Raw genomic sequence first — 21,222 nt, forward strand, 5'->3', positions numbered from 1 at the left:
AACTTATCTTCCCAACCACGGCTGTGGATTGACGGCCTGACCCTGGCGACGAATTTCGAAATAAAGCGAGGGTCTGCCCTGACCGCCGCTACTGCCCACAAGGGCGATAGGTTGTCCGGCGCGCACCTGCGCGCCTACGCTGACCAGCGCGCTCTGATTATAGCCGTAAAGGCTCATATCGCCTTTACCATGCTCCACGACCACCACCAGGCCATAGCCTTGCAGCCAGTCCGCCAGAATCACCCTGCCGTCGGCGATGGCTTTGACCTCGGTGCCTTCCGACGCGCCGATCACCATCCCCTTCCAACGTAGCTCACCCTGCAGCCGTTCGCCATAGCGATGCAATATCGGGCCGCGTACCGGCCAGTATGCTTGACCGCGAGGCGCGCCCAGACCGCCGGTGCGGGACATTAGCGAACGCTCGCTTTCCGTCGGCTTATAGGTGCTGCCTTTACGCGAGGCTTCCTGCTGCTTATCGCGTACCGCCTGCGCTTCGCGGGCTTCACGCTCCGCTCGCGCTTTGGCCGCCGCTTCCGCCCGCGCGATACTGTTGCGTAGGCGTGATTCGTTGGCGCGTAGTTCGCTTAACTGTTGCTGGCCTTGCTGAATAGACGACTCCAGTCCGGCAAGCGTTTTCTTACGTTCATTACGCGCCTGCTCCAGCTTCGCCTGCTGGGCGCGCTGTTCATACAGCAACGTTTGTTGTTGGCTTTGCTTCTCTTCCAGCTCGGCTTTTTGCGTGGCGACCTGTTCGCGAGTCTGTTTCAGTTCGGCGATAGTCTCCTGGCGCGCCTGGTTCAGATAGCCGAAGTAGGCCTGCAGGCGTTGCCCACGCTGGCTTTCTTCTCCGCTAAGAATAAGCTGAATGCCGGTGTGTTCGCCCTGGCGGAAAGCGGCGTCCAACTGCGCGGCGAGATTACGCTCCTGGCTGGCTTTTTGCTGCTCCAGTTTGGCAATTGAGGCGTTCATCTCATCAATTTGCGCGTTTAACTGATCCAGAGTGCTTTGCGTTTCGCGCAGCTTACGCGCTGCGGCCGAGATGGCCTCTTCCTGGGCTTTCAGTTGTGCCAGGAGGCTGGCGCGCTGCTGCTGCTGCTGGCGTACGTCGCGTTCTTTCGCGGCGATATCGGCCTGAATAGATTTGAGTTGATCACGGTCATCCGCGTGGGCGGAAAAGGCGCACAACAATACGCCAGCGCTAAGTACGCTGGCGTAGAACAAAGGCCTGACTGAAAACGTTCTTGGTTTCACGGCCTGTTGAATGGTGTTAATCGCCTTTCCCCTCATGGGGAGGGATTATTCCACGATGAACAGCGGCTTACCAGTCATCTCTTGCGGGATTTCCATCCCCATCAGCGACAGCATGGTAGGCGCAATGTCTGAAAGTTTGCCGCCTTCGACCGCCTTCACGTTTTTCTCGCCGACATAAATCAGCGGCACCGGCAGGTTGGTGTGGGCGGTATGCGCCTGACCGGTCGCCGGATCGCGCATCTGCTCCGCGTTGCCGTGGTCCGCGGTAATCAACAGTTGTCCACCAACGGACTCAACCGCTTTTGTTACTTGGTCAATGCAGTTATCCAACGCTTCCACCGCTTTGATGGCGGCTTCCATCACGCCGGTATGACCGACCATATCGCCGTTTGGATAGTTACAAATGATGGTGTCGTACTTACCGCTTTCGATCGCCGCGACCAATTTTTCAGTCAATTCTGCAGAGCTCATTTCCGGTTGCAGGTCATAAGTGGCCACTTTCGGGGAGTTGATCAGAATGCGCTCTTCACCAGCAAACGGTTCTTCTACGCCGCCGTTAAAGAAAAAGGTTACGTGCGCATATTTTTCCGTTTCGGAAATACGCAGCTGAGTTTTGTCGTTTTTCGCCATCCATTCGCCAAAGGTATTCGCCAGAGACGCTGGTGGGTAGGCAACGGTAGTTTTGATGTCGGCGGCGTATTCGGTCAGCATCACGAAGTTCAGATTAACCACTTTCTTACGCGCAAAGCCGTCGAAATCAGCGTTAACGAAAGCGCGGGTAATTTCGCGCGCGCGGTCAGCGCGGAAGTTCATGAAAATCAGCGTGTCGCCGTCTTCCATCGCCGCATCAGCCTGGCCCTCGGCGCGGATAACGGTCGCTTTGACAAACTCATCGTTTTCATCACGAGCGTAAGCGGCCTGCAGGCCAGCCACAGCGGTATCCGCCTGGAATTCGCCCTGGGCCAGGGTCATCAGATCATACGCTTTTTCCACGCGATCCCAACGGTTGTCGCGGTCCATAGCGTAGTAACGACCGACGATAGACGCCACGCGGCCTTTGCCCTGCGCGGCGAATTTGTCTTCGAATTTTTTCAGCGAGGCTTCAGCGCTGCGCGGCGGCGTGTCGCGACCGTCGAGGAAGGCGTGCAGATAGATTTTTTCTGCGCCGCGCTCTGCGGCCAGTTCCACCATCGCCATAATGTGATCTTCGTGGCTGTGGACGCCGCCCGCGGACAGCAGACCCATAATATGAACCGCTTTACCGGCGTTTTTCGCCTGGTCTACCGCATTGGTCAGGACTGGGTTAGCAAAGAAAGTACGTTCTTTAATTTCAACGTCCAGACGCGTCAGGTCCTGATAAACGATGCGACCTGCGCCCAGGTTAACGTGGCCCACTTCGGAGTTGCCCATCTGGCGGTCAGGCAGGCCCACTTCCAGACCGGATGCGTCGATCAGGGTATGCGGACGTTTTGCCCACAGAGCATCCATCACTGGGGTTTTGGCGTTTAAGATAGCGTTATCCTGCTGTTCTTCACGGTAGCCGTAGCCATCCAGAATCACCAGTACCATAGGTTTTTTAGAAACCGACATTGCGACAACCTCATACTCAATAGACAAAATAATTGCGTAATTTTACTACAGCTGAATCGATAAAATAGCCTCAGAAGATCAAAGAAAGGGATCGCGCTGGCGTGAGAAGGCAAGTAATAGCGTGATTTTTTTTCGTAGCGCCCCGCAAAAATGCATTCCAGTGCACGCTCTGGCTGTATTTGCGCCACTGCGCAGGTATACTCCTTTCCTGGTTTTTTAATCACTACGTCGGGAGTTGTTACCCCCCATGCAAGAAATTATGCAATTTGTTGGCCGTCATCCCATACTGAGTATCGCCTGGATTGCGTTACTGGTGGCGGTTTTATTTACCACGTTCAAAGGTCTGACTTCAAAAGTTAAGGTGATTACACGCGGCGAAGCCACGCGCCTTATCAACAAAGAGGACGCCGTTGTTGTGGATTTACGTCAACGTGACGATTTCCGTAAAGGCCATATCGCTGGCGCGACCAATTTGCTGCCGAGCGAAATCAAAGCCAACAATGTTGGCGAACTGGAAAAGCACAAAGACAAGCCGATTATCGTGGTCGACGGTTCTGGTATGCAGTGCCAGGAATCCGCTAACGCGCTGACAAAAGCCGGCTTTGAAAAGGTCTTTGTGTTGAAAGAAGGCGTAGCAGGCTGGAGCGGCGAGAATCTGCCTCTGGTGCGCGGTAAGTGATTACCCGTCGTTTTCATGGCGCAAGGGGAATGACTTGCCCTTGCGTCGACATGAAATCCATCGGGTAAAAAACAGGAGCGAAGTCATGGCCAATATTGAAATCTACACCAAAGCAACCTGCCCGTTTTGCCATCGTGCAAAGGCGCTGTTAAACAGCAAGGGCGTGAGTTTCCAGGAAATTGCGATTGACGGCGACGCCGTGAAGCGTGAAGAGATGATCAAACGTAGTGGCCGAACGACGGTTCCGCAAATTTTTATTGATGCACAGCACATTGGCGGTTGTGACGACTTGTATGCGCTGGATGCGCGTGGTGGACTGGATCCGCTGTTGCGTTAAGGCGTACTCAAGTATTTAAGGACAACACTAAAGGGTTTTACACATGTCAGAACAAAATAACACTGAAATGGCTTTCCAGATCCAACGTATCTATACCAAGGATGTTTCTTTCGAAGCGCCAAACGCACCGCATGTTTTCCAGAAAGATTGGCAGCCAGAGGTTAAACTGGATCTTGATACGGCATCTTCCCAACTGGCGGATGACGTTTATGAAGTTGTGCTGCGTGTTACCGTAACGGCTTCCCTGGGGGAAGAAACCGCGTTCCTGTGCGAAGTTCAGCAGGCCGGTATTTTCTCCATCAGCGGTATTGAAGGTACTCAGATGGCGCATTGCCTGGGCGCATACTGCCCGAACATTCTGTTCCCGTATGCTCGCGAGTGCATCACCAGCCTGGTTTCACGCGGTACGTTCCCGCAACTGAACCTTGCGCCGGTCAATTTTGATGCGCTGTTCATGAACTATTTGCAGCAGCAGGCTGGCGAAGGTACTGAAGAACATCAGGATGCCTGATGAACCAAAGTAATGCGTCAATGACAGTCATCGGTGCCGGCTCGTACGGCACCGCTCTTGCCATCACTCTGGCGAGAAACGGCCACCAGGTTGTCCTGTGGGGCCACGACCCAAAACATATCGCGACCCTGGAGCACGATCGCTGCAACGTCGCGTTCCTTCCCGATGTGCCTTTTCCCGATACGTTACACCTGGAAAGTGACTTAGCAACCGCGCTGGCGGCCAGTCGTAACATTCTGGTGGTGGTGCCAAGCCATGTTTTCAGCGACGTGCTGCGGCAGATTAAACCGCTGATGCGTCCGGATGCGCGTCTGGTATGGGCGACCAAAGGCCTGGAAGCGGAAACGGGGCGCCTGTTGCAGGATGTCGCTCGCGAGGCGTTAGGCGATCAAATCCCGCTGGCGGTGATTTCCGGTCCGACGTTCGCTAAAGAGCTGGCGGCGGGTTTGCCGACGGCAATCTCGCTAGCCTCAACCGATGAGACCTTTGCCGACGATCTCCAGCAACTGTTGCACTGCGGAAAAAGTTTTCGCGTCTATATCAATGCGGATTTTATCGGCGTGCAGCTTGGCGGCGCGGTGAAAAACGTGATTGCGATTGGCGCGGGGATGTCTGACGGCATCGGCTTCGGCGCGAACGCCCGCACGGCGCTAATCACGCGTGGACTGACCGAAATGTCGCGGCTTGGCGCAGCGCTTGGCGCCGATCCCGCCACCTTTATGGGGATGGCGGGCTTAGGCGATCTGGTGCTGACCTGTACCGACAACCAGTCGCGCAACCGTCGTTTTGGCATGATGCTTGGCCAGGGCATGGACGTTAAAGGCGCGCAGGATAAGATTGGCCAGGTGGTCGAAGGCTATCGCAATACGAAAGAAGTTCGTGAATTGGCGCACCGTTTTGGTGTTGAAATGCCAATAACCGAGGAAATTTATCAAGTATTGTATTGCGGAAAAAACGCGCGCGAGGCAGCATTAACGTTATTAGGTCGCGCCCGCAAGGAAGAGCTGAGTCGCCACTAGCCGTAAGGAACTGTTTGCATAAACGACCCAACCCGCACAGAACGGGTTGGTCGTTTTCTGCCCGTCTGGAGTAAGCCATGCCGTGTGAAGAACTGGAAATCGTCTGGAAGAATATTAAAGCTGAAGCCCGCGCTTTAGCTGACTGTGAGCCTATGTTGGCCAGTTTTTATCACGCCACGCTACTCAAGCATGAAAATCTGGGCAGTGCGCTGAGCTATATGCTGGCAAATAAACTGGCTTCGCCCATCATGCCCGCTATCGCTATCCGTGAAGTAGTTGAAGAAGCCTATGCCGCCGACCCGGAAATGATCGCGTCGGCAGCCTGCGATATTCAGGCCGTGCGCACTCGCGATCCGGCGGTGGATAAATACTCCACGCCGCTGTTATATCTGAAAGGCTTTCATGCGCTACAGGCCTACCGCATTGGTCACTGGTTGTGGAATAAAGGTCGCCGCGCGCTGGCTATCTTCCTGCAAAATCAGGTTTCGGTCTCGTTTCAGGTGGATATTCACCCGGCAGCGAAAATTGGCCGCGGGATTATGCTCGACCATGCCACCGGTATTGTGGTGGGGGAGACGGCGGTTATTGAAGATGATGTGTCGATCCTGCAATCCGTCACCCTGGGCGGTACCGGGAAAACGAGCGGCGATCGCCATCCTAAAATCCGCGAAGGCGTGATGATTGGCGCGGGCGCGAAAATTCTCGGCAATATCGAGGTGGGGCGCGGCGCGAAAATTGGCGCAGGTTCCGTCGTTTTACAGCCTGTCCCGCCGCACACTACCGCCGCAGGCGTTCCGGCGCGTATTGTCGGCAAGCCGGGCAGCGATAAGCCGTCGATGGATATGGACCAGCATTTCAACGGGATACACCATACGTTTGAGTATGGCGACGGCATCTGAATTGCGCGGTACAACTAAAAAACGCTGTTCCGATGGAGTGCAATCCCGGAACAGCGGAGCGAAGAATTCGCAATGTGGACAATCAGGCTGCGGATGATGTCAGCGTGATGCGATCCAGCGGGCCGACGATAAACAGATACGAAATGAGACCAATAAGTCCCATCGAGCCAACGTATAAAATGGCAAAGTCGAACGACTGAGTATTGGCAAGAATCACGCCGATGACCAGCGGCGTAACGATGCTTGCCATATTGCCGCACATGTTAAATACGCCGCCGGCAATACCCAGAACTTCCTTCGGCGAGGTGTCGCTGAGTACGCACCAGCCCAGGTTACCAAACCCTTTGGCAAAAAAGGCCAGACTCATCGCCGCAATGACCACAAATTCTGAAGAGGTGTAGTTGGCGATCACAATTACGCAAGAGAGCAACATACCGCAGATAACAGGCAGTTTCCGCGCGACGGTAAGGCTATAGCCGCGTTTGAGTAGCCAGTCGGAGAACACGCCGCCGAGCAGGCCGCCAATAAAACCGGCAATGGCTGGAATACTGGCCACAAAACCGACTTTCAGAATCGACATGCCTTTCGCCTGGTACAGGTAGGTCGGGAACCAGGTCAGGAAGAACCAGGTGATAGAGGTGACGCAGAATTGCCCGATGTAAACACCGATCATCATCCGGTTAACACAGACGGTTTTAATCTGCGCGAACGTTATTTTCTGCGGCTCCTTTTTACAGCCCAGAGAGGGCTCGCCACCACCGCTACGAATATAGTCAATTTCCGCTTGATTAACTTTTGGATGGTGCATCGGATCTTTGACTTTCATTAACCAGAATATACCGAGCATCACGCCAATAGCGCCAATATAATAGAAGACAAAATGCCAGCTTAAATTATGCAGAATGATCGTCATTAGCGGGGTGATAATGCCCAGCGAGATATATTGCGCAGCCTGATAAACTGAAGTAACGAAACCTCGTTCATTATTGGGAAACCATTGTACGCTTAAACGACTGTTCGCCGGAAAGGCAGGCGCTTCAATCGCGCCCATCAGCAGACGTAGAATAACCAGTACAATTAATGGGCTGCCATACAGATAGATCGTTCCCTGAAACATGGTTACTAACGACCAGCCAATCAATGCGCAACCGTAAACCAGTCGTGAACCGTAGCGGTCTAATAGCCAACCACCGGGTAGTTGCATAATGACATAGGCGATACCAAATGAGGAGAAGGCCAGGCCTATCGCTTCCGGATCAAAACCTAATTCTTTACTCATTATTGGGGCAACTACGGATAGAGTTGCGCGATCCGCATAATTAAATACGGTAGCAAGAAATAAAAATATAAGAATGGTATGACGCACTTTTGTGCGCTTTATTATTGTGTTCATTATCTACTCCTCAGATAAGGGCAGAATGCATCCTGTAAGGTAAGAGAGGCGGGACGGATTCCCGCCAGTCGGGTTAAGGGCGTTTGCCAAATTCACATGTTAATTGTGTCCAGCGGCGCGCTTGTTCACTGAGCGTGAAACCCAGACCATGACGATCGGAAATCCACATGCGGCCATCGCGCAGCTCAAGTTGCTCGTTGAATAATGGGTTCAGCCACTCGAAATGTTCCAGCCACGGCTCCAGGGGATACGCTGCGGAAAGGTGCAGGTGTACTTCCATCGCAAAGTGCGGTGCCAGCTTACGCCCGTGTTTCGCCGCCAGATCCATAATCTTCAGGAACGGAGAGATACCGCCGACACGCGGCGCATCTGGCTGAACGAAATCGCTGGCATTGCCCAGAATCAACTGCTCGTGTTCCCGGAAACTGGTCAGCATTTCCCCGGTGGCGATAGGCGTATCCAGCGCGGCAGCAAGCTGGGCGTGGCCTTCGATGTCGTAAGCATCTAATGGTTCTTCAATCCAGATAAGATTGAACTGTTCCATTTTACGCCCCATGCGGATAGCCGTTTCGCGATCCCACTGCTGGTTAGCGTCAACCATTAACGGGAACTCATCCCCAAGCGCTTCACGTACTGCGGTTAAGCGGCGAATATCCTCAGCGCAGTTGGGTTGTCCGACTTTCAACTTAATACCGCCAATGCCATTTTCGCGGGAAATCACCACATTTTTCAGCACTTGATCGAGCGGTGTATGCAAGAACCCCCCTGAGGTGTTGTAACACTGAACGGAGTCGCGGTGCGCGCCCAACAGTTTTGCCAGTGGCAGACCGGCACGTTTAGCCTTCATATCCCATAAGGCGATATCGATAGGGGAGATAGCCTGTACCGCCATCCCGCTACGCCCCACCGAGGCTCCGGCCCACAGCAGCTTGGTGTATATTTTGTCGATATCATTGGGATCTTCGCCCAGTAGATTGTCGGCTATCTCTTTGGCGTGAGCATAAATACCCTGGCCGCCAGCACGTTTAGAGTAGCTAAAACCAACGCCCTCAAAGCCATCGCGACTGCGGATTTCGGCAATGATGATTGCCACTTCGGTCAAAGGTTTCTGGCGACCGGTCAGTACCTTCGCGTCACTCACTGGCGTCGCCAGCGGTAGAAAAGCCAGTGATAGCTTCACCCATTCGATACGATCGCCGGTTTCTGCCGCGGTTCTGGTATTCGCCGCTTTTGCATACGTTACGGCGTCGGAATTCGCGCTTAAAGCCATTTTTTTTCTCCTGATAATCACAAAATGATTGCGCTAACATTTTTATTATTAAGCGAGCGCAGGATCCAGAAAGTTGATGTTGATTTGAACATTTGATCACATATGTCGTATAAAAAGCAGAATTTATTGCAAAATAGATCACGATCCAAAAATATCTGGGGAAATGCATAATACAAAATGATAGCGCTATCATTTTGTAATGACTGAGCTTGATAAGCTACTGTATTTACGGCCTTTCCTGATGCGAAGCTGGCAATAGCCGCAGGCATGATGAATAATGCGCGGATAAATCAGCCAATCTTTGCAGGGGCATCAGACGTGAAGAGAACCAAATCACCTCGTGCGCCGACGCTGGAAGATGTAGCACGTAGCGCCGGGCTGTCTCCGATGACAGTCAGCCGGGCATTGAATTCGCCACAACTGGTTCGCCCCAAAACGGTTGAGAAAGTCATGCAGGCGGTTCGCGTCACAGGCTACATACCCAACGCGTTAGCCGGTGGTCTGGCGTCGCGACGGAGTAAATTAATCGCTGTCGTCGTGCCGCAAATTAACAACAACATGTTTGTCGATACCATCCAGTCGCTGAGCGATGAACTGGCCCGACGCGGATATCACATATTGCTGTGCGTGGCGGGATATACCGAACAAACGGAAGCGGAGTTGGTGGCGACACTGCTTTCCCGCCGCCCCGATGGCGTGGTGCTTACCGGGATCCATCACACGATAGAACTGAAAAAGGTCATCCTGAACGCGGCTATTCCGGTGGTGGAAATTTGGGACTTAACGCCCACGCCGCTTGATATGCTGGTCGGTTTTTCCCATGAAAAAGTCGGGCAGGCGACGGGGGAGTATCTTCTGAGTAAGGGCTATCGTCGTCCCGGCTTGTTGTGGACCGCCGATCGCCGAGCCGCGCAACGTAAGCAGGGGTTATGTAGTGTTCTTCAACGCCACGCTATTCATGCCGTACCGCAGGTAGGTGCCCCCCTTCCGGCATCGCTTTCGCTGGGGCGCAGCGGTTTAAGCCAGCTTTTTGACGAAGGGACGTTTGATGTCATTGTTTGCAGTTCTGATACCCTGGCACAGGGGGCGATGATGGAGGCGGAAAGCCGTGGTTTGCGCATCCCGCATGATTTAGCGGTTATTGGTTTTGGCGACCTTGATTTTGCCGCCAGCAATCGACCGTCAATTACTACCGTAAGCGTTGACAGACGCGCCATTGGTCAGCGCGCCGCTACGCTGTTGGCCGATCGTATTGAACAGAAACCGTGCGCAGAAGCTATTGTGGATATTGGCTTTCATTTGATTGAGCGAGAGTCCGCATAAACGGGAACATGCCATCGGGATCGGCCAGGCCGGATCAGGCGTCAGCTGCCATCCGGCATTGAATATATTACGACCGTAATACCGCGCCGGAGTATCCTAACTGGCGCCACGCTTCATACACCACCACCGACACCGCATTCGACAGGTTCATGCTACGGCTATCCGGCATCATCGGAATGCGAATCTTCTGCTCTTTAGGCAACGCATCGAGAATGCTGGCGGGCAGGCCGCGCGTTTCCGGGCCAAACATCAAATAATCGCCATCCTGATAGCTTACGGCGCTATGGGCGGGCGTGCCCTTTGTCGTCAACGCAAACAGGCGCTGCGGGTTTTCGGCGGCGACAAAGGCGGCATAATCGTGATGGCGCTGAACCGCGGCGAATTCGTGATAGTCCAGCCCTGCGCGGCGTAAGCGCTTATCATCCCAGGTAAACCCCATCGGTTCGATGATGTGCAGACGAAAGCCGGTATTGGCGCAAAGACGAATGATGTTGCCGGTATTCGGCGGGATTTCTGGTTCGAAGAGTACGATGTTAAGCATGATGCCCCCTTAAATGCGGGGGGCAGAATAGCAGAAATTTACCGGGCTCTCACGCGCCAGGCGTTCAGGCGGCATCGCCTTTGCTCATTGGCGCCAGCGCGGCGGGCAAACTTTTCCCCAGTTCCTGCACCAGTGAATCGCCACTGATTTCGCTAATGGTTTTCGCGCCGGTCAGGGTCATGGCGACTTTCATCTCTTTCTCGATCAGGTCCAGCAGATTGGCGACACCCGCTTTTCCTGCCGTCGCCAGCGCGTAGAGATAGGCCCGACCCAGCAGTACGGTATCGGCCCCCAACGCAATCATACGCACGACATCCAGCCCGTTACGGATCCCGCTATCCGCCAGAATGGCGATATCGCCTTTCACCGCATCGGCAATGGCGGGCAGGGCGCGGGCGGAAGAGAGCACGCCATCGAGCTGGCGGCCGCCGTGATTCGACACCACGATACCGTCAGCGCCGAAACGTACCGCATCGCGGGCATCTTCTGGATCGAGGATCCCTTTGATCACCATTGGGCCGTCCCAGAATTCGCGTATCCACTCCAGATCTTTCCAGGAGATGGACGGATCGAAGTTATTTGCCAGCCAGCCGATATAGTCCTCAAGGCCGGTTGGTTTACCCAGATAGGCGGAAATATTGCCTAAATCATGCGGGCGACCGTTCAGGCCGACATCCCACGCCCATTTAGGGTGCATCACCGCCTGCCAGTAACGGAGCATGGCCGCGTTTGGGCCGCTCATCCCGGAGTGGGCGTCACGGTAGCGCGCGCCCGGCGTCGGCATATCCACGGTAAAGACCAGCGTGGAGCAGCCCGCCGCTTTCGCACGTTCAAGCGCGTTGCGCATAAAGCCCCGGTCACGCAGCACATAAAGCTGGAACCACATCGGGCGCTGAATGGTTGGTGCAACTTCTTCTATCGGACAGACGGAGACGGTGGAAAGGGTGAACGGAATGCCCTTTGCGTCTGCGGCGGCGGCGGCCTGTACTTCGCCGCGACGGGCGTACATGCCGCACAGGCCTACCGGCGCTAATGCCACCGGCATCGGCAACGTTTCGTTAAACAGGGTCGTTTCCAGGCTTAAATCGGACATATTTTTCAGCACGCGCTGGCGCAGAGCGACTTGCGACAGGTCTTCCACATTTCGGCGCAGGGTATATTCCGCATACGCGCCGCCGTCGATGTAGTGGAAGAGGAAAGGAGGCAACGTGCGCTGAGCTGCGGCGCGATAATCGCTGGCTGCTGAAATAATCATGATTTATTCTCCCTGGTCATCTCATTATGGTCGCCGGGCAGGCGGGTAATACGCGCCTGGCGGGCCTGGTCTTCATCAAATCGTTTAATCGTGGTGTGGACAAAACTGAGGTGCGCCATCATCGCTTTACGCGCGCCCTCGGCGTTACCGTCCAGAATGGCGTCCATCACTGCCTGGTGTTGTTCCGTCAGCTTTGAGAATACGGGCGGAACGAGATACATACGCTGGCGACTCTGTTTGACGGAGGATTGCAGGACGTCGAAGAAACCGCGCATGGTTTGCAACAGCACCACATTGTGCGATGCTTCCGCGATCGCCAGATGAAAGCGCACGTCGGCCTGGGAGGCGAGATCCGGGTCTTCGCTGAGCGTCGCATCAAAGCAGAGTCTGATTTTCTCTTTGTCGGCAGCGGTGGCACGCATGGCGGCGTGCCAGGCCGTACTGGCTTCAATGGCGTGGCGGGCTTCCAGAATGTCGAAACTGTAGTCCGGATCGTTCGCCATCAGCATTTTCAGCGGTTGCACGATATTCTGTTCAGACCAGGTTTCGTGCTGCCAGCGGACAAATGTCCCGCCGCCGCGACGACTCACCAGCACGCCTTCACTGACCAGCTTCGCCAGCGCTTCGCGTAAAGAGTTGCGTGATACGCCAAGCTGTAGAGCCAACTGGCGCTCGGCGGGCAATTTCATGCCCGCTTCCAGGTTTTGTTCTTCAATCAGCGCCCGCACGCGAGAGGCAATCTCGTCTGACAGGCGTTTTGGCATCACAATCACGGAATCATCCAGGTTAAAACATAGGCCTGAAGCGTAGTGATCACGCCCACCATACAGGTGAAGATCAGGCTGTGTTTGACGGTAAAACGGAACAGATCGGACTCTTTCCCTACCAGTCCCACCGCCGCGCAGGCGATGGCGATAGACTGCGGCGAGATCATCTTCCCGGTTACGCCTCCAGTGGTGTTCGCCGCCACCATCAGCACATCAGAGACGCCGATTTGCTGCGCCGCGGTAGCCTGTAGAGAGGCAAACAGCGCGTTAGATGAGGTGTCGGACCCGGTCAGGAAGACACCCAGCCAGCCGAGGAACGGCGAGAAGAACGTGAAGGCGCTGCCGGTGTGCGCCAGCGCTAACGCCAGCGTGGAGGAAAGCCCGGAATAGTTCGAGATAAACGCGAACGCCAGCACCATGCCGATGGAGTAAATCGGCAACGCCAGCTCTTTCAGCGTGCTGCCAAAGGTCTGGATTGCGGCTGAGGGTTTCATTTTCAGCCAGACGATAGACAACAGCGCGGCAAACAGGATCGCCGTGCCGGTGGCGGAGAACCAGTCAAATTTATACACCGCCGCGTAAGCGGTCGCTTCGTGTACAACCGGCGGCATACGGGCGACCAGTTTATCGAGATACGGTACCGGAACGTTAATTACCCAGTCATACAGCGCGCCGCCGGGGGCAAACAGCGCTTTGAACGGCGGTATGCTCCAGAGAGTGACCGTGGCGGTCAGGAACAGGAACGGCGACCAGGCGCGAACAATTTGTCCTGTCGTATAGCGGGTACGGGCCAGCGTCTGATCGACCTGTGACGCGCCCATATCGCCGAAGCGGAAGATGCGTACCGGCTGCCAACGTTTGAGGAACAGCGTCAGGCACACCAGAGACACCAGCGAAGAGATAATGTCCGGCAGTTCCGGCCCGATAAAGTTGGAGCTGAGATACTGGGCGATAGCAAACGAACCGCCAGAGACCATCACCGCAGGCCAGGTTTCTTTCACGCCGCGCCAGCCGTCCATAATCGCCATAATCCAGAACAGGACGATAATGGTCAGGAACGGTAGCTGACGACCGACCATCTGACCGATTTCAAAGCTGTCCAGGCCCGTGACCTGACCGGCAACCAGAATCGGAATACCCATCGCACCAAAAGCGACTGGCGCGGTGTTTACAATCAGGCACAGCCCTGCCGCATACAGCGGATTAAAGCCCAGGCCCACCAGCAGCGCGGCGGTTATCGCCACCGGCGCGCCGAAACCTGCTGCGCCTTCAAGGAACGCGCCGAAGCAGAAGCCGACAATCAGCATTTGCAGACGCTGGTCGGGGGTAATCGACAGAATTGACGAGCGAATAATGTCAAACTGCCCGGTCTTGACCGAAATTTTATAGACAAAGACCGCGGCGATGATTATCCAGGCTATCGGCCATAGCCCGTAGAAGAAGCCATACACGACCGATGCCAGCGCGTGATCGACCGGCATTTTATAGAACAGCAGCGCAACGGCGAGCGCGATAACCACCGTCCACGAAGCGGCAACGTAGCCTTTCAGCTTGAGTTTAATCAGGGCGAAAAAGAAGAACAGGATTGGGAGCGATGCGATCAGGCTGGAAAGCCAGATATTACCCGCCGGGTCATAGTTTTGTTGCCAGAGGTTCATTGCAGGTCTCCTGAGAACCACACGCATAATGGGATGAATCTTTGCTCATCTCGTTGAAGTCACATTATGTGTAAAATTGGTCCTGCCAATATTGTTGTGTATGGATAATGACAACAAATAGTTAACCAGATGTTATTTATTGGCAACGGTATTGTAGAGTTAATTTAGTGAAATGTGAGTAAGCTGTGGTAACTGGCTAAAATTGGTAGGGCCAATTGAGAGGAGAGGACCACAAAGGGAAGTGAAAAGGCAATGGCATTATGCCATTGCCTTTGATGTCGGGAGTGTTGTTACTTCATTACCACTGGAAGCCCGCGCCAATGGCTGCAGAGTAATCGCCCTGGCTGTTGCTGGTTCCTTGCAGTTTATACACCCAGCCCCCGCTTTCACTTACCATGGAGACACCAATGGCGACGGCACTTTCACCATTAAACGTACCGCCAGCAATCGAGGTCATGTTGGCGCCCGGGGCGTAGGCTTGTGGCAGACCGGCCATCGCCATCGCTGAAGCGATACCGCCGCTCATCTTGTTTTCTACCCCTTTGATTTTGCTGTTCATTTCACCCATTTTCTGGTCGGTATAGGTGTTTGCTTCTTCGACGCTGCGTTTCAATTGCGCATAGTTAACCGCATCCGTATCATTCACCGCCGCTGAAACATTGCCGATCCGAGTGGTGCCGCCACTCCCGTCTCCCAGGTTGAGCACGCTATAGTTAACCGAGCCATCTGCATTGGTTTCATAACGCACGGAGCCTGCTTCTGAGGCTTTCAGTTGCGCCACATTAACCGCGTCAGTGTTGTTCACCCCTGCGGCAACGTTGGTAATACGGCGTTGTTGAGTAGAAGAGCCGACAGACACAGTATTAGCTTCATCTGCGACGGAATTTGTACCTAACGCCACGCTGTTTTCAGCGGCAGCAATAGAGCCAGAGCCAATCGCGACGCTGTCCGCACCCTGGGCATTTGCATCTGCGCCATCGGTGTTGGTCTTGAAGTACTTGGTGCTACCGGTAGTGACGATATCGCCAATGCCGTTTTCGATATTGGTGACGCGGGTATCCAGATTCGATACCTGAGTATTCAGGTTAGTAATGCTCTGGGTATTCCTGGAAACCTGCGCGTCCGTTACTTTCAATTGACCAACGTTAACGGCATCGGTATCTGCCGAACCCGCCGCGACGTTAGTGATCTGACGTTGACCGTCTTCACTGCCGACAGAGAACTCACCGACAGAGTTCTGCGGTGTGTCCATGTTGTAGGCGGTGTAGTCAGTCTGTGCGCCGCGAGTGGTCTGAGAACCATTACCCATTGCAATACTGTTTGCATGATTGGCGCGTGCGTTAGAACCGATAGCAATACCGTTGATGGCATCAGCCATCACCAGTGTATTCAGACCAATACCAATACCAATACCTGCATCAGCATTGACGATGGTCTTCGCACCCATTGCCAGTGAGTCAGTTCCGACAGCCAGTGAATCTTCTTCCGTTGAGTTTGCGTGGTAGTACTTGGTCGGTGTAGTAGTGACCGCACCAATGGCATTTTGTAACTGACGAACTGTTACCGCATCTTGCGCTTCAGAGCCGTCAGCAACGTTGGTAATTTGACGATAGCTTTCTCCATCCGTCCCCAATGACAACGCGCCCAGCAACTCTCTGTCTGTTGTATTGTAGCCAATGACGACACCATCGCTTGTTGCGCTCGTTTCTCGTATACCGGTTGTAATAGCGCGGTTAGAGGTGGAGCCACTGCCCAAAGCGATACTGCCCTCAATGCTGCTGCTGTTTTGGCCAAGAGCCAGACTGCCAGCGCCAGAGGCGACGGCGTCGTAACCTACTGCCGTTGCGCCGTTACCCGTTGCGTATGCATCCTGGCCTTCAAGCCCGTTATCATTCGTACGGATGTATTTCACGCCGGTACCATTTTCCGTGATATAGGTTTCGCTGGTATCGCCGGCTAGTTGGCTAATAGATTCACTATACTGAGAAATCAGCATGTTAGTTTCATAGAGCTGAGAGCCATTAACAGCGTCAGTACTGTCACTGGCGATTTCACCTGCTGCTACATTGGTTATCTTATTGGTACCGCTGGTACTGTGGCTGGCGCTGAACGCGCCTTCTTCGTCATCCCAGCTCAGTGCATCGGTACCAAGATTAGTGATGGACGTATTGATATCCGCGATAGCAGAAGTGTTTTGATCCACCTTCTGGTTGGTTTCATACAACTGTGAGCCGTTTACCGCGTCTGTACTGTCCTCAGAAAGCGCCCCGGCGGCGACATTGGTTATTTTACTGGTGCTTCCACCGTGGTTTGCGCTGAAAGCGCCGATGTCTTCGTCCCATAACAGAGCGTTATCAGTGAGGCCGGTAATGGACGTATTAATGTCGGAGACAGAAGTATTCAGGTTCTCAATCGCGGTGCTGCTCTGAGTGATGTTAGTGGTATTGGCGGCGATATCGGTCGTGTTCTGATCCACTTTTTCATTGGTTTCGAACAGCTGCGATCCGTTAACGGCGTCGGTACTTTCTTCAGACAGCTCTCCGGCAGCAACGTTGGTGATTTTGTTTGTCGTACTACTTCCGTGGCTGGCAGAGAACGAACTCGTTGTCTCATTCCAGCTCAGGTTGTCAGAGCTAAGATTGGTGATGGACGTATTAATATCTGCAATAGCAGAGGTGTTTTGATCCACCTTCTGGTTGGTTTCATACAACTGAGAGCCGTTCACCGCGTCTGTACTGTCTTCAGAAAGGTCCCCGGCGGCGACATTGATGATTTTACTGGCGCTTCCGTTGCGGCTAGCGCTGAATGCGCCAGAGGCTGCATCCCATAGCAGGGCATCGTCAGTGAGCGTGGTGACGGAATTGCTCAGGTTGTTGATGCTGGTGGTGTTGGTGGCGATATCAGTGGTGTTCTGAGACACATTTTCATTGGTGGCAAACAATTGGGAGCCGTTAACGGCGTCGGTGCTGTCAGCGGCCAGGGTACCCGCCGCCAGATTGGTGATTTTGCTGTCGCTTCCGTTGTGCTTAGCGCTGAATGCGCCAGAGGCTGCATCCCAAAGCAGGGCATCATCGGTGAGCGTGGTGACGGAGTCGCTCAGACTGTTGATACTGGTGGTGTTGGTGGCGATATCAGTGGTGTTCTGATTGATGCTGGTGGTGTTGGCAGCGATATCGGTTGTGTTCTGCGACACATTTTCGTTGGTGGCAAACAACTGAGAGCCGTTAACGGCGTCGGTGCTGTCCGCAGCCAGGGTACCCGCCGCCAGATTGGTTAACTTGCTGTCGCTTCCGTTGTGCTTAGCGCTGAATGCGCCAGTGTCAGCATCCCATAACAGGGCATCATCGGTGAACGTGGTGACGGAGTCGCTCAGGCTGTTGATACTGGTGGTGTTGGTGGCGATATCAGTAGTGTTCTGATTGATGCTGGTCGTATTGGCGGCGATATCAGTGGTGTTCTGATTGATGCTGTCGGTATTGGCGGTGATATCAGCGGTGTTCTGGTTAATGCTGTCGGTATTGGCGGTGATATCAGCAGTGTTCTGATCCACTTTCTCGTTCGTATCAAACAACTGGGAGCCGTTAACGGCGTCGGTGCTGTCTGCGGCCAGGGTGCCTGCCGCCAGATTGGTGATTTTGCTGGCGTTTCCCGTGTGGCTAGCGCTAAAGGTGCTGGTGCTGTCATCCCACAACAGCGCGTCTTCGGCTAATCCTGCGACAGAGGCCTCTGTGTTAGTGATAGACGTGTTAAGTGCGCTTAATGCACTGCCTACGTTATTGTAGATGCCTGTGCCTACCTCGTAGAGGGGCGCATTCACTGTACCATCAGAATTAACGGAAGCCCCTCCGCCGAGTCGGTCGGCGACGGATTGACTTAAAGAATAAATTTGCGCACCTGTAACGGCATCGGTACTGGTGGAATTGATGTCGCCTTTAGCAACGTAGGTGATCTGCCGCTGAGTGGTGCTGTTACCCACGGCGACGGAATTGTCTTCTTGGGCGATAGAGCCCGAGCCAAGGGCAACTGAGTTGGTGCCTACCGCTTTTGCGCCATTACCAAAAGCAGCGCTGTCGTCGCCGCTCGCAGTAGCTTGATAACCTAATGCAGAGGAAGTTGCTCCGCTCGCGACAGATCTATAACCTAATGCAACCGATTTTGCGCCGCTCGAATTGGCATACACACCCATTGCCATTGAATAACTTCCACTGGCTGAGGATGAGGCGCCCATTGCAATGGCCCGGTCACCGGCAGAAACCGATTTTACGCCAAGCGCTAACGAAGAGTCGCCGGTGGACTGGCTGTAGGAACCAATGGCGGTACTCCATTTCCCCATCGCGGAGGCTTTATAACCCATTGCGGCGCTTGCGCCATCAACGTTGGTGTAAGTATTGGCTGTGGCATCGGTACCAATTGCAATCCACCCTTTTCCTCCAGTCTGGGTACCCGTTGGAGTAACGCCGTCGCCTGTATCGTTTCCTGCGTTGGCCAGTGCATCCGCAGAAACCATAATGCTGCTAAGACCGATGAGTGCGGAAACCGCCAGCTTTCTGCGGCCGTTTTTTTTGCCGCGGCTTTTTGCGGTTTCGCTGGTGACAACAAATGTTCCCGTAGCGGCATTCCAGAGGACTTTAAATATTCTACTCATGAATGAGTAATTTCCTTTTCTAAAATGATTGTATCAATGGCTATTATTTTTTTGGCTTCTTTTTTGTATCGTTAATAGGTTGTATGCTGTCGAATATGACATTCTCCATGTCAATACCTATTTTTAGATACTTAAGATTATTGGGCGATACGCCTTTTAATGTTAGCGTGACGTTTGTCCATGCTCCCGGTAAGAGTTCGATTGTCGAGTCCATTTTCGTGTTGAGCAGGAGTTGTTTCCAGCGAGGCAGATCTTTTGCCTCGGAAGGTTTTTTCGTACCCCATGTCATATTAAACGCAAGGTTTGATACCGGAATGCTGAGTAAGTTAACTAAATCAAGATGAATAACACTTCCATTATCTATTGGCTCAATAGATAGAATACGCCCGGCTAATCCGATATTGCCGTTGTTAATAATAAAATAGTGCGTTTGTGATGGGTCCAGTTCTGTATAGTCGAATAGCCGTTGTTTGCGTTCAACGCGGCCAACGACTTCGGTGACCTTTTTGGTTGTGTTGATAATCGTAGCTTGTTGTTTTTCTAACAGATTTATCTTTGCTTCTTGTTCTTTTTGTTGTTTTTCTAACAGGTTTATCTTTGTTTCTTGTTCTTTTTGTTGTTCTTTCATTTCTTCAACAAGGTGTTTATCTGCGAAGTAATCACAACCAGATAAAAAGAATGTGAATCCCAACGTAAGCAGGGGGATAAATTTTCCATTTTTGTGCATATGAAATATCCTTGTTAATAATTTATATAATATAAATAGTTAACCTGTTATTTATACAACTAGCTCATCATTCAGCGAGTATTGCCAATAACTCATTAATGTATGGTTAGAATGAAAACATTCGTCGCTTCTATAGAAGCGCGCAAAAACCCGACGTTATTTATCAATTGCTCATAGCAATGCTTTATAAAAATATAATTATAATGTTTATGTATGGGGATTTTTTTCAGGGATGATAATGTTATTTAATTTTGCGGGTCAATCATATTCTGCGGGGTATGAGAAAAGAGGATGAAAAAATTCATTGTATAAATACAAACAGGCACGATAGTGGGATTTTTCATCCTGAAAAAGCAGGGATTACCGTTAAAAATGAACTTGTATATAATCGGTGTAAATACTTCCATGAAAAATTCGGAATATAGCCCGATGCTCTCAAGACATCCTCCGTACAACGGGTGTCCTGAGAGCCTGGGATGCGGAAGGTTTAGAACTCGCTCTTCGCGAAACCTGTCATCTCTTTGAGCCCCATTTCCCGGCCCAGCGCCGTCATCGGGTGGACAACAATCAGGCCACGCACGCTTTTCTTCAACTTGCCCATGTCGGCCTGCTCTTTTTTAGTGATCGCGCGGCGAAACGGCAGGTTCATCAGCTTCTGCGCTTCTTTACTCAGTTTCTGGCTGTGTACTTCGCGCAGACGGATAATTTCTGCTTCTAGCGTCTCTTTTTCTTTTTCCAGCTCCGCGTATTTATCGGCGGATTCAACCAGAGAGAGACCTGCCTGCTGGTGGCGAATAGCGTCAAGACGATCGCTCAGGCGTTTAATTTCGTTTTTTTCGACTTCTTTCATGGGATAGCTTCTGATAGAAATGGGATAGATATCCTATAGTATGCGCGCAGTGAGTGATTCTTCACAACTCATGACGTAAAGATAATCAATTACGGCAAGTATTACATCGCTAATTATTTATTTATCTCATTGATAATAAACTATTTTTTTTCGAAAGAAAAGATGAAGCGCCTTTTTGCCGACAAGAAAAGCGATTAAGCACATTTTCCTCAATGACAACGCTAAATTGATCCTAAACTCAAATAAGCGACCGCGGGAGTCAGACGCGGGTCCCACATGGAGGATCTATCATGGCAAAAATAGGTGAGAACGTACCACTTCTTATTGATAAAGCCGTCGATTTTATGGCGTCCAGCCAGGCGTTCCGTGAATACCTGAATAAAACGCCGCCGCGTGATTATGTTCCTTCCGAGGTGCCGTCGGAGAGCGCGCCCATTTATTTGCAGCGTCTGGAATATTACCGGCGGCTGTACCGACCAAAAGAAGAAGAAAGAGGTTAACGGCGGG

18 protein-coding genes are annotated in these 21,222 nt (G+C 52.8%); 7 read left to right on the forward strand and 11 right to left on the reverse strand.

Annotated features, from left to right (window positions below; genetic code table 11):
* Positions 1-3: 3 nt before the first annotated feature.
* Entirely contained in the window at positions 4-1,263 is a 1,260-nt protein-coding gene (gene envC / locus ACLJRU_RS15765; protein WP_058814511.1) for a murein hydrolase activator EnvC, read from the reverse strand.
* A 33-nt stretch (positions 1,264-1,296) separates the two neighbouring features.
* Positions 1,297-2,841: a 2,3-bisphosphoglycerate-independent phosphoglycerate mutase gene (gene gpmM, locus ACLJRU_RS15770; protein WP_011264410.1), complete on the reverse strand. Its 1,545-nt coding sequence runs from the start codon at positions 2,839-2,841 to the stop codon at positions 1,297-1,299.
* Between the two features lie 247 nt (positions 2,842-3,088).
* Between gpmM and ACLJRU_RS15775 the strand changes: the two genes are divergently transcribed.
* The 5 genes from ACLJRU_RS15775 to cysE all read left to right on the forward strand — a co-directional run bounded on the left by ACLJRU_RS15775 (position 3,089) and on the right by cysE (position 6,286).
* On the forward strand, positions 3,089-3,520 hold the full coding sequence (locus ACLJRU_RS15775; protein WP_001156179.1) for a rhodanese-like domain-containing protein: 432 nt from the start codon (positions 3,089-3,091) through the stop codon (positions 3,518-3,520).
* An 85-nt stretch (positions 3,521-3,605) separates the two neighbouring features.
* Positions 3,606-3,857, forward strand: coding sequence for a glutaredoxin 3 (grxC, locus tag ACLJRU_RS15780; protein WP_001273795.1), 252 nt, complete (start codon positions 3,606-3,608; stop codon positions 3,855-3,857).
* A 43-nt stretch (positions 3,858-3,900) separates the two neighbouring features.
* Positions 3,901-4,368 (forward strand): protein-export chaperone SecB, encoded by a 468-nt coding sequence (gene secB, locus ACLJRU_RS15785; protein ID WP_000003370.1) that lies wholly within the window; start codon positions 3,901-3,903, stop codon positions 4,366-4,368.
* On the forward strand, positions 4,368-5,387 hold the full coding sequence (gpsA, locus tag ACLJRU_RS15790; protein WP_001076596.1) for an NAD(P)H-dependent glycerol-3-phosphate dehydrogenase: 1,020 nt from the start codon (positions 4,368-4,370) through the stop codon (positions 5,385-5,387). Before secB ends, gpsA begins: the two co-directional genes overlap by 1 nt.
* Before the next feature lie 77 nt (positions 5,388-5,464).
* Positions 5,465-6,286 carry a serine O-acetyltransferase gene (cysE, locus tag ACLJRU_RS15795; protein ID WP_001112113.1) on the forward strand — a complete coding sequence of 274 codons (822 nt, stop codon included), beginning with the start codon at positions 5,465-5,467 and terminating at the stop codon, positions 6,284-6,286.
* Between the two features lie 82 nt (positions 6,287-6,368).
* On the opposite strand, the gene ACLJRU_RS15800 is transcribed toward cysE, so the two are convergent.
* Positions 6,369-7,679: an MFS transporter gene (locus ACLJRU_RS15800; RefSeq protein ID WP_001092102.1), complete on the reverse strand. Its 1,311-nt coding sequence runs from the start codon at positions 7,677-7,679 to the stop codon at positions 6,369-6,371.
* Between the two features lie 73 nt (positions 7,680-7,752).
* Positions 7,753-8,949 (reverse strand): L-talarate/galactarate dehydratase, encoded by a 1,197-nt coding sequence (locus ACLJRU_RS15805; protein ID WP_001218249.1) that lies wholly within the window; start codon positions 8,947-8,949, stop codon positions 7,753-7,755.
* 318 nt (positions 8,950-9,267) lie between these two features.
* On the opposite strand from ACLJRU_RS15805, the gene ACLJRU_RS15810 reads away from it, so the two are divergent.
* A complete protein-coding gene (locus ACLJRU_RS15810; protein WP_023235379.1) occupies positions 9,268-10,272 on the forward strand; it encodes a LacI family DNA-binding transcriptional regulator in 1,005 nt (334 codons plus the stop codon).
* Positions 10,273-10,339: 67 nt separating this feature from the next.
* Here ACLJRU_RS15810 and trmL read toward each other — a convergent pair whose 3' ends face one another.
* The 7 genes from trmL to ACLJRU_RS15845 form a co-directional block, all read right to left on the reverse strand.
* Entirely contained in the window at positions 10,340-10,813 is a 474-nt protein-coding gene (trmL, locus tag ACLJRU_RS15815; protein ID WP_000932336.1) for a tRNA (uridine(34)/cytosine(34)/5-carboxymethylaminomethyluridine(34)-2'-O)-methyltransferase TrmL, read from the reverse strand.
* A gap of 64 nt (positions 10,814-10,877) precedes the next feature.
* A complete protein-coding gene (lldD, locus tag ACLJRU_RS15820) occupies positions 10,878-12,068 on the reverse strand; it encodes an FMN-dependent L-lactate dehydrogenase LldD (RefSeq protein WP_001541116.1) in 1,191 nt (396 codons plus the stop codon).
* On the reverse strand, positions 12,065-12,841 hold the full coding sequence (gene lldR / locus ACLJRU_RS15825; protein WP_000636696.1) for a transcriptional regulator LldR: 777 nt from the start codon (positions 12,839-12,841) through the stop codon (positions 12,065-12,067). The genes lldD and lldR overlap by 4 nt, the downstream gene beginning before the upstream one ends.
* Positions 12,838-14,493: an L-lactate permease gene (gene lldP, locus ACLJRU_RS15830; RefSeq protein ID WP_001055308.1), complete on the reverse strand. Its 1,656-nt coding sequence runs from the start codon at positions 14,491-14,493 to the stop codon at positions 12,838-12,840. Before lldP ends, lldR begins: the two co-directional genes overlap by 4 nt.
* Positions 14,494-14,791: 298 nt before the next feature.
* The gene (gene sadA / locus ACLJRU_RS15835; protein ID WP_038394059.1) at positions 14,792-19,138 is read right to left on the reverse strand and encodes a trimeric autotransporter adhesin SadA; all 4,347 of its coding nucleotides are present in this window, start codon (positions 19,136-19,138) and stop codon (positions 14,792-14,794) included.
* Between the two features lie 43 nt (positions 19,139-19,181).
* Positions 19,182-19,865: a DUF3251 domain-containing protein gene (locus ACLJRU_RS15840; RefSeq protein ID WP_001541113.1), complete on the reverse strand. Its 684-nt coding sequence runs from the start codon at positions 19,863-19,865 to the stop codon at positions 19,182-19,184.
* A gap of 487 nt (positions 19,866-20,352) precedes the next feature.
* Complete coding sequence (locus ACLJRU_RS15845; protein WP_000665687.1) at positions 20,353-20,715, reverse strand: YibL family ribosome-associated protein; 363 nt, start codon at positions 20,713-20,715, stop codon at positions 20,353-20,355.
* A gap of 290 nt (positions 20,716-21,005) precedes the next feature.
* Between ACLJRU_RS15845 and ACLJRU_RS15850 the strand changes: the two genes are divergently transcribed.
* Positions 21,006-21,215 carry a hypothetical protein gene (locus ACLJRU_RS15850; RefSeq protein WP_001062558.1) on the forward strand — a complete coding sequence of 70 codons (210 nt, stop codon included), beginning with the start codon at positions 21,006-21,008 and terminating at the stop codon, positions 21,213-21,215.
* The last annotated feature ends 7 nt before the right edge of the window (positions 21,216-21,222 follow it).

It is taken from the genome of Salmonella sp. SAL00653, assembly GCF_046552515.1.
Classification (GTDB): domain Bacteria; phylum Pseudomonadota; class Gammaproteobacteria; order Enterobacterales; family Enterobacteriaceae; genus Salmonella; species Salmonella enterica.